This is a genomic window from Aeromonas sp. HMWF016, assembly GCF_963878195.1.
GTDB classification, from domain to species: Bacteria; Pseudomonadota; Gammaproteobacteria; order Enterobacterales; family Aeromonadaceae; genus Aeromonas; species Aeromonas lacus.
In genome coordinates this window covers 1-8,020 of sequence record NZ_CAWNWX010000030.1, presented here as the reverse complement: position 1 = coordinate 8,020, position 8,020 = coordinate 1, and the positions used below count along the sequence as shown (strand labels likewise).

The 8,020-nt window shown below is 56.0% G+C and carries 6 protein-coding genes; 5 read left to right on the top strand and 1 reads right to left on the bottom strand.

The genetic code is table 11. The annotated features are described in order from the left end of the window. From AACS24_RS04655 to AACS24_RS04635, 5 genes are all read left to right on the top strand, one after another. The coding region (locus AACS24_RS04655; protein WP_181364141.1) for a PD-(D/E)XK nuclease family protein at window positions 1-1,199 on the top strand (1,199 nt) is incomplete at its 5' end. Next, window positions 1,196-3,265, top strand: a complete 2,070-nt coding sequence (gene recD / locus AACS24_RS04650; protein WP_108570530.1) for an exodeoxyribonuclease V subunit alpha — start codon at window positions 1,196-1,198, stop codon at window positions 3,263-3,265. The genes AACS24_RS04655 and recD, both read left to right, overlap by 4 nt. Before the next feature lie 60 nt (window positions 3,266-3,325). After that, the gene (locus tag AACS24_RS04645) at window positions 3,326-4,408 is read left to right on the top strand and encodes a hypothetical protein (protein ID WP_146181409.1); all 1,083 of its coding nucleotides are present in this window, start codon (window positions 3,326-3,328) and stop codon (window positions 4,406-4,408) included. Window positions 4,409-4,859: 451 nt separating this feature from the next. Then, the gene (locus tag AACS24_RS04640; RefSeq protein ID WP_108570528.1) at window positions 4,860-5,510 is read left to right on the top strand and encodes a hypothetical protein; all 651 of its coding nucleotides are present in this window, start codon (window positions 4,860-4,862) and stop codon (window positions 5,508-5,510) included. Window positions 5,511-5,961: 451 nt separating this feature from the next. After that, on the top strand, window positions 5,962-6,960 hold the full coding sequence (locus tag AACS24_RS04635) for a sensor domain-containing diguanylate cyclase (protein ID WP_108570527.1): 999 nt from the start codon (window positions 5,962-5,964) through the stop codon (window positions 6,958-6,960). Window positions 6,961-7,031: 71 nt separating this feature from the next. Here the strand turns inward: AACS24_RS04635 and AACS24_RS04630 are convergent, their stop codons facing one another. Next, window positions 7,032-7,658 (bottom strand): porin family protein, encoded by a 627-nt coding sequence (locus AACS24_RS04630; RefSeq protein ID WP_108570526.1) that lies wholly within the window; start codon window positions 7,656-7,658, stop codon window positions 7,032-7,034. Between the last annotated feature and the right edge of the window lie 362 nt (window positions 7,659-8,020).

The following is an 8,020-nucleotide window of genomic DNA, read 5'->3' as shown; positions in this document are numbered from 1 at the left end:
ATGTGGCGCTGACCCGGGGCGTCTACGCCACCTGGCTGGGGCTGGCACCGGTGCGGGCGGGGGCGGGCAAGTCGGAGAAGACCGACCTGCACCACACCGCCATCGGCTACCTGCTGCAAAAGGGCGAAGAGGGGGATGCGCAGACGCTGGCGACCGCCCTCACCGAGCTGGCACAGGCGCTGCCCGGGGTGGCCGTCGGTGAGCCCTCGCTCACCCGTCCGGCCCCGTTGCCGCCAGAGGAGGAGCAGTTGGGCGAGCCGCAGGTGCGCCACTTTACCGGTTCCCTTGAACGGGACTGGTGGATCAGCTCCTACTCCGGGCTGGCGGCGCAGGGCCACGGCCACAGCAAGGGCGTACTAGCCAATCCTGGCTTCGATGACGAGGTGGTGACCGAGGCGGCTGCATTGGCTTCCGAGCAACCGGAGGAGGCTCCCCAGCCCTCCATCTTCACCTTCCCGAAAGGGGCGCGCCCCGGCACCCTGCTGCACAGCCTGTTCGAGACCATCGACTTTCAGAGTGCCGCTGGCGAGCCGCTGGCAGAGCACATTACCACCCTGCTGGCGCAAGATGGCTTCGACGAGAGCTGGGCCCCGGTGCTGCAACAGCAGGTCGAAGCGGTGCTGGATACCCCGCTGGAAACAGGCTTTGGCGAGCCGGTGCGGCTGAGGGATCTGGCCCCCGAGCGCAAACAGGTGGAGCTGGAGTTCTTCCTGCCCATGGGGCGGGTGACGGCACCGGCGCTGACCGCCCTCTGCCAGCAGCACGACCCGCTGTCGCGGGGCAACAAGCCGCTCAGCTTTGCCACCGTGCAGGGGATGCTCAAGGGCTTTATCGATCTGGTGTTCGAGTGGCAGGGGCGCTGGTATCTGCTCGACTACAAATCGAACCACCTCGGCATGAGCCCCGCCGATTACAGCCGTCCGGCGCTGGAGCGGGCGATGGCGGAGCACCGCTACGACCTGCAATACCAGCTCTACTCGCTGGCGCTGCACCGGCTGCTCACTCTGCGCCTGCCGGGCTACGACTTCGAGCAGCACTTTGGCGGCGTTTTCTATCTGTTCCTGCGCGGCATGCCGCAGGGGGGCATTTTCCATACCCGCCCGAGCCGTGAGCTGGTGTTGGGACTGGATGAGTTGTTTAGAAATGGTGATCGCTCTGGCGGTGTGTCATCAACAGAATTAAACGAGGTAGAGGCATGAGCGGCACCATGATCAGCACCGCAACCAGCGCAATGATGGTTGAACGGTTGAAAACACTGGCGCTGGCTGGCCGCATCCGCCAGCTGGATCTGCAATTTGCCCGGCTGGTGGCCGACCTTGGCGGCAGCCCCGAGCTGGTGCTGGGGGCGGCGCTCACCTGCTTCGAGCTGGGGCGCGGCCATGTCTGTCTGCCGCTGGAGATGCTCGCTGCCGGATCCCTGCGCCCGTTCGGGCTGGATCCCCAGCAGAGCCGGGATCTGCTGCTGGATCTGGCGGATCCTGCCCGCTGGCCCGCCCTGTTTGCGGCAAGCCCGCTCGTTGGTACCGAGCAGGATGAGGGGCTCGCTCCGCGCTGGCCGCTGCGGTTGTGGCACGGGCGGCTCTACCTCACCCGCTACCACGATTTTGAACTGGGGGTAGCCCGCCATCTGCGCGCCCTGAGCGAGCGAGCCGAATGGCCGGAGATTGCTCCGGCCCTGTCGCGGCTGTTTGCCCGGGACTACGCTCTGGTGTTCGGGGCGCTGCTGAAAGCCCGCCTCGTCCCCGACTTCTCGGCCCGCCACTTTATCGAGAAGTATCTCGATCTGGTGTTCCCGAGCGAGGTGGATTGGCCCGCCATCGAGGCGCTGCTCGCCAGCGCCCAGGCGGCGAGCGACTTGATCAAACTGGATGTGCTGGTGCCAGAGGCACTCTGCTGCAACGGCCAGAAGCTGGCGGCGGCCACCGCGGCGGCGCGCCCCTTTGCGGTGATCTCCGGCGGCCCCGGCACCGGCAAGACCACGACTGTGGCCAAACTGCTCGCCATTCTGGTGGAGACCGGCCTGCAAGCGGGCAAGGCCCCGGCGATCCGGCTGGTGGCCCCCACCGGCAAGGCGGCGGCGCGCCTCACCGAGAGTATCGGCTCTGCCCTGCAGGCCCTCGATCTGCCCCCCGAGTGGGTGGAGGCGATCCCCACCGAAGCGGGCACCCTGCACCGGTTGCTCGGGGTCATTCCGGGGCGCAGCCAGTTCCGCCACCACGCGGGCAACCCGCTGCACCTCGACCTGCTGGTGGTGGATGAGGCCTCCATGGTCGACCTGCCGATGATGGCGCGCCTGCTCGATGCGCTGCCAAGCCACGCCCGCCTGATCCTGCTCGGCGACAAGGATCAGCTCGCCTCGGTGGAGGCGGGGGCCGTGCTCGGCGATATCTGCAGCTTTATCGAACAGGGCATCAGCCCGGCGCAGGCGGATTGGCTCTCCCGCCAGACCGGCTACCGCTTGCAGGGCTCGCCCGCGGGGGCACCGGTGCGCGACAGCCTCTGTTTGCTGGCCAAGAGCTGGCGCTTTGATCAGCATTCGGGCATCGGCCAGCTGGCGCGCGCCTGCAACAGCGGCGATGCCACGGCGGTGGAAGCTGTCTGGGGCATGGGCTTTGCCGATATCAGCCTGCACCCCTGGGTCGGGGAGGCCTACGACGCCCTGATTGCCCAGGGGGTTGCCGGTTACGGCAGCTATCTGAAGGCGGCCCGCGCGGGGGAAGCGCCCGCCGTCGTATTCAAGGCATTCAACAGCTTCCAGATCCTCTGCGCCCTGCGCGACGGCCCGTTCGGGGTGCAGGGGCTAAACGAGCGGCTCGAACTGGCCCTGTCACGGGCCGATCTGATCGCCCGCGATGGCGACTGGTATGCCGGTCGCCCTGTGATGGTGGTGCGCAACGACCACGGGGTCGGCCTCTACAACGGCGATATGGGGCTCTGTCTGCCCGATGAAACCGGGCGGCTCAAGGTCTGGTTTGAGCAGCCGGATGGCACATTGCGGGCGCTTTTGCCCAGCCGCTTGCCGCCCCACGAGACGGTCTACGCCATGACCATCCACAAATCCCAGGGTTCGGAGTTTGCCCATACCGTGCTGGTGCTGCCCGACAGCCCCAGCCCGCTGCTGACCCGCGAGCTGGTCTATACCGGCATCACCCGCGCCAAGTCCCGCCTCGATCTCTACGGCGATCGCGCCCTGCTGGCACAGGCGGTACGGAAAAAGACCGAGCGTTATTCCGGATTGGCGGAGAGGTTGGGGGTGAATAATTGATTTCAGTTTATAGTTAGGAATTTTAGATTTTACCGTGTGTTCTTTATGGAGAAGGGGAAAATGGATTTTTTCAAGATCATTGTTCCTGATGAAAAACAGCATGTTAATTTTAAGTCAGTTTTACATGATGCTTATCATTTAGAGAGACAGATATTCTCTCAATGGGCTGATGGATTTATAGACCGAGATGGAAAAATTGTTAAAGAGTTCCAAACAACATTTAACTCAACATTTTGGGAAGTATATTTATATAGGGTTTTTAAGGAGTTAGGGTTCTCTATCAAGTGGCAGAATCCATCTCCTGATTTTCACTTAGCTAAAGGAAATTGTGAATTTATAGTAGAGGCTGTTGTTTCTAACTCTGCAGATGGCAAGGCAAAAGAGTGGGAAAAAACTTTTACAAAAGAATCTATGGAGTCCATCAAGAGGTTCAAGAAAATAAATCACGAAGCAATGGTTAGACTGTCTAACTCAATATTATCTAAATATCGACTGTATGTTAATAAATATAAATATCTCGAACATGTAAAAGGGAAGCCATTTGTAATAGCTGCAGCTCCATTTGAGCAGCCTTGGTTTAACTTGCAATATACGAGACCAATATGCTCTGTTCTGTATGATCATTATGTTGATGAGGATGAATATTTAGATAATCCAGATAACTACCCAAAAGGACCTCCTGTTAAAAAACTTGGTTTTATAGAGAAGGAGAATGGTGCTGAGATTCAGCTTGGATTATTCACTAATGATCGGATGAAAGATGTTAGTGCTGTAATTTTCTCCTGTACTGCAACATGGGGAAAGTTAAGCGCTATGAAGCATAATTTTTTTAGTGGCTGTAAGGTCGACACCGTTTGGTCTATAGATCAATATGGTACTCCGGAGAAGAGGTCACAAGACCTGAGGGAGTATCATGAAAAAGTTGTTGATGGGCTATATGTATTTCACAATCCATATGCGACATATCCTTTGTCTCCTGAAGTATTCAGTAATCAGGGGATAGCCCAGTATAATTATTTTGTTGATGATGAAAGCGTACATGCTATTGGGGTTGAGAATAGTCTTTTATATAGAAGTGTTGTTGATTTGAGACCAGTCAAAGGAAAGTCTAGGTTTAACTTTATGAGGATGTTCGAGTCTTAAATATATTGTGGTGATTTGTTATTATGAGATGCTATGGCTGCTACTTACATTCAATAATTTATGAATGCCATTTCTCATCAATCTTATATGTTGGGCTTCGCAGGCTCAGCACCAACCTACCGATTGTGAAGGTTGGTGCTGAGCGTAGTGAAGCCCAACGTTTACCGCGTAATCTATTTTTTCCTGCCCCTCATCCCCGACCCTTCTCCCGCAAGGGGAGAAGGGAGATTTGGTTCCGTCGCTTCACACGCTATTGCCAACACCATATCCCCGATGCTGGATGATCCCCTCTCCCTCCGGGAGAGGGCTAGGGTGAGGGGAGCAGGTTGACACAATGCCCATTTCGTAAAATCGGGTAGGGTGCAATGAACGAAGTGAATTGCACCGCTCATATTTATCATGCAAAATTGTCGAATGCTGTTCTTTTTTTAATGATAAATCAGGCAGTAAAATGACAATTTATAGTTTTGAAAACGAGCAGCGCAAAGCAAAATTGCTTGGTGCTGGTGTTATATTTTTGTGTTTTATATGGCTGGCAAACATATTATTTCAATGGGTTTTGTCAGATAAGACAGTGATTGCTGACGCGGTTCCAGAGTTGCTCACCTATATTACTATCAGTGCGCTGTTTGGATTGGTTGGTGCGATATTTACTGCTTTTCGGTGTCCCAGTCGCGACGCATTAAAACATATCACAAAAGCCTTTGGTTATTGTTTTTTTATGATGTTTATATCGTCATGGAGTGGCTATGATATGTACGTCTATTTTTATCCAGATAAAATAATTAGTTATGACACGGAATATAAAGTGGTTCACCCCGGACCATCCAAAGGTAAATACGGGCATTGTGAGGCAGGATTAAAGATAAAAGATAAACATACTGGGTACTGGTTTAATATTTGTTACAGTAATAAAAAGCTTGGAAAGGAACGGATTCGGGATTATGGTGAGGTATGGGTGAAAACTCGGGTTAATGAGGCTGGGTCATACCTGGAGAGCTACAAGGTATATCCAGAAAAATCTTATTTTTCTATCCCCTCACCGCCAACCGCTCTCCAGCAACTAAATAAGAGGATAATCTCGTTCCCGCGCCCAGATTAAGTTTCTCTAATCGAACCTACACGGCTGGCGATCATATTTCCGATGCTGCTTTATCCCCTCTCCCTCCGGGAGAGGGCAGGGTGAGGGTGGATAGGGTGCAAAGAACGAAGTGAATTGCACCGCTTCTATTGAGCTGGCAAAAGGTGTAATGCGCTTCGCTTATTACACCCTACGTAGACGCTCTGCCTATTTCCCTTCTGTCTACTCCCCATCACGGCTGCCCCTGTGTATTGGTCAACAAATGGGTTGCACTTGAGCCACACTTGCTGACGCCCTGAACGGCCCATTTAGCATGCAGTGCGAACAGCCGATAACCGGATAGCAGGGGGAGAGTGGCATTCTGGCTGACAGGATTTTCGCCGTGTGCCAAGGTAGCGCTTCACGCCGACTCGACAAGGCCGTTTGGTGGGCAAGCAAGAGTGACGCAGGCAAGAAGAGAGGATGAGTTCATATGGGCAAAGAGAGTGATCCGGTCAGGATCTCCGACCTCAGCGAGTCTGTGGTGCACGGGATTCTGGAGGTGATCAGCGATGGCATCTGGGATTGGCATGCCAATACCGGCTTTGTCTATCGCAATCCTGGCTGGTATCAGATGCTGGGCTATGAACCGCACTCCCTTGGCAATACCGTCTTTACCTGGGAGAGCGTGATCCATCCCGACGATATGGCGGCGGTGATGGCGAAGTTCGATCTCTGCCTCAATGGCAGCGCCCATGAGTATCGCGCCGAGTATCGTTGCCGCACCCGGGATGGCAGTTACCTCTGGATTGAGGATTGCGGCCACATTATTGCCCGCAATCCCGATGGCTCGGTGGCGCGGATGATCGGCGCCCATCGCAATATCCACGCCAGCAAGCTGCTGCAAGAGCAGCTGGAGCTGCGCAACCACTCGCTGGAGCAGTTGATCGCCGAGCGCACCGCCGAGCTGGCGCGCCTCAACGATGAGTTGCAACAGAAGGTGGACGAGAATCGCCAGTTGGCGGAGACCGATGCGCTGACCGGTGCCGCCAGCCGTTATCGGCTGGAGCGGGCGTTGCAGCTGGAGTGCGAGCGGGCACGCCGCTTCCATCAGCCCTTCACGGTGATCGCCATGGACGTGGACAACTTCAAGCAGATCAACGACAGCTATGGCCACTACGCCGGGGATCAGACCCTGATCAACATAGTGGCGCTGATCCGCCGCCATATTCGCGAGATCGATCTGCTGGCCCGTTGGGGCGGTGACGAATTTATGGTGGTGCTGCCCAATACCCGTCATGCCGAGGCTCAACTGGTGGCGAGCAAGTTCCAGCTGTTGTTGCAGCGCGAGACGATCTGCCCTCACGGCTCGGCGACCCTGAGTTTCGGGCTGGCGGAGTATGAGTCGGATGAGCAGAAGGAGAGCCTGATGGTGCGTGCCGATCGGGCGCTCTATCAGGCCAAGCTGCAGGGCAAGAACCGGATCTGCTGAGCGTGGGACGGCAAATGGAAAGGGCCGCAGGCGTGAAACCTGCGGCCCTTTTGCATGGGATCGCGGCCGCCTTAGAAGTGGTAGCGAATGCCCAGCTTGAGGGTGTCGAGGGAGTAGTGATCGTCACCCAGGGTCATGGCGTTGAACTGGCGCTCGTAACCGATCCCGGCGGAGATATGGTCGTTGAAGGCGTAGTCGATGCCCACTTCCAGATTGGGGTGAACGGTACCTTTGGTCTCGCTGCGACGCATTTGGCCACTCATGCCGAGGATGGTGCCGTTGCCGATCATCTCGACTTCGGTGCTGGTGTAGGCCACGCCCGGCTTGGCATAGGCGCTGAAGCCCCAGGCCAGCGGCTGGCTCAGCTTGGCGGCCAGGCTGATGCTGCGGGTGTCGATGGTGGTGTCGGTGAAACCGGTCAGGCCCGGGCTGGTGACCCACATCAGCTGGCTCATGCGCTGGGCATGCAGACCGCTTTCGATGGCCAGCCAGTCGTTGAGATGGTAGCCGACGATCAGGCTGCCACCGTCGAGCTGGTCGTCGATGATGTTGGCGTCGTGCGCTCGCTGGGCCACGCCATCCAGATCCATTTTGGAGGTGGTGAGATCCAGACCGAGATACCAGCCCTCGGCACACGCGGCGCCGCTGAGGGTGAGACCGAGCAGGGAGAGGGCAACTGCACTGTTAAACTTGTTCATGGATTATCTGTCCTGATGTGTGAACTGCGTGTGATTGAACTCTTTCATCCATGAAAGTTATTAATATTTCCTGCACTCCTGTATTCGAGGCGGCGCAGTATAGTCAGCTCGTTTTTCAATAACAACCCGCGGGCCGGTTGTGATTTCTTACAAATTAAAATCGGCATAAACAATAACTGGGTAATTAATGATTAATTTAGAGTTATCACTTTATTTATAAATTACCAAAATAAGCGAAATAACCGTGACCGGGCTATTTCCTGGCCGATCGGCCGGAGGGGGTTGATATCCCTTGGGTTTCTTTTTCGCTCCGCAAGGGGTTCCAGATTGCAAACTGAATGATGATTAATCAGTTGTAAATG

Bases quoted from the DNA above. Each gene is read 5' to 3' on its own strand.
- recD (WP_108570530.1), top strand. From the start codon at position 1,196: ATGAGCGGCACCATGATCAGCACCGCAACCAGCGCAATGATGGTTGAA.
- AACS24_RS04645 (WP_146181409.1), top strand. From the start codon at position 3,326: ATGGATTTTTTCAAGATCATTGTTCCTGATGAAAAACAGCATGTTAAT.
- AACS24_RS04640 (WP_108570528.1), top strand. From the start codon at position 4,860: ATGACAATTTATAGTTTTGAAAACGAGCAGCGCAAAGCAAAATTGCTT.
- AACS24_RS04635 (WP_108570527.1), top strand. From the start codon at position 5,962: ATGGGCAAAGAGAGTGATCCGGTCAGGATCTCCGACCTCAGCGAGTCT.
- AACS24_RS04630 (WP_108570526.1), bottom strand. From the start codon at position 7,658: ATGAACAAGTTTAACAGTGCAGTTGCCCTCTCCCTGCTCGGTCTCACC.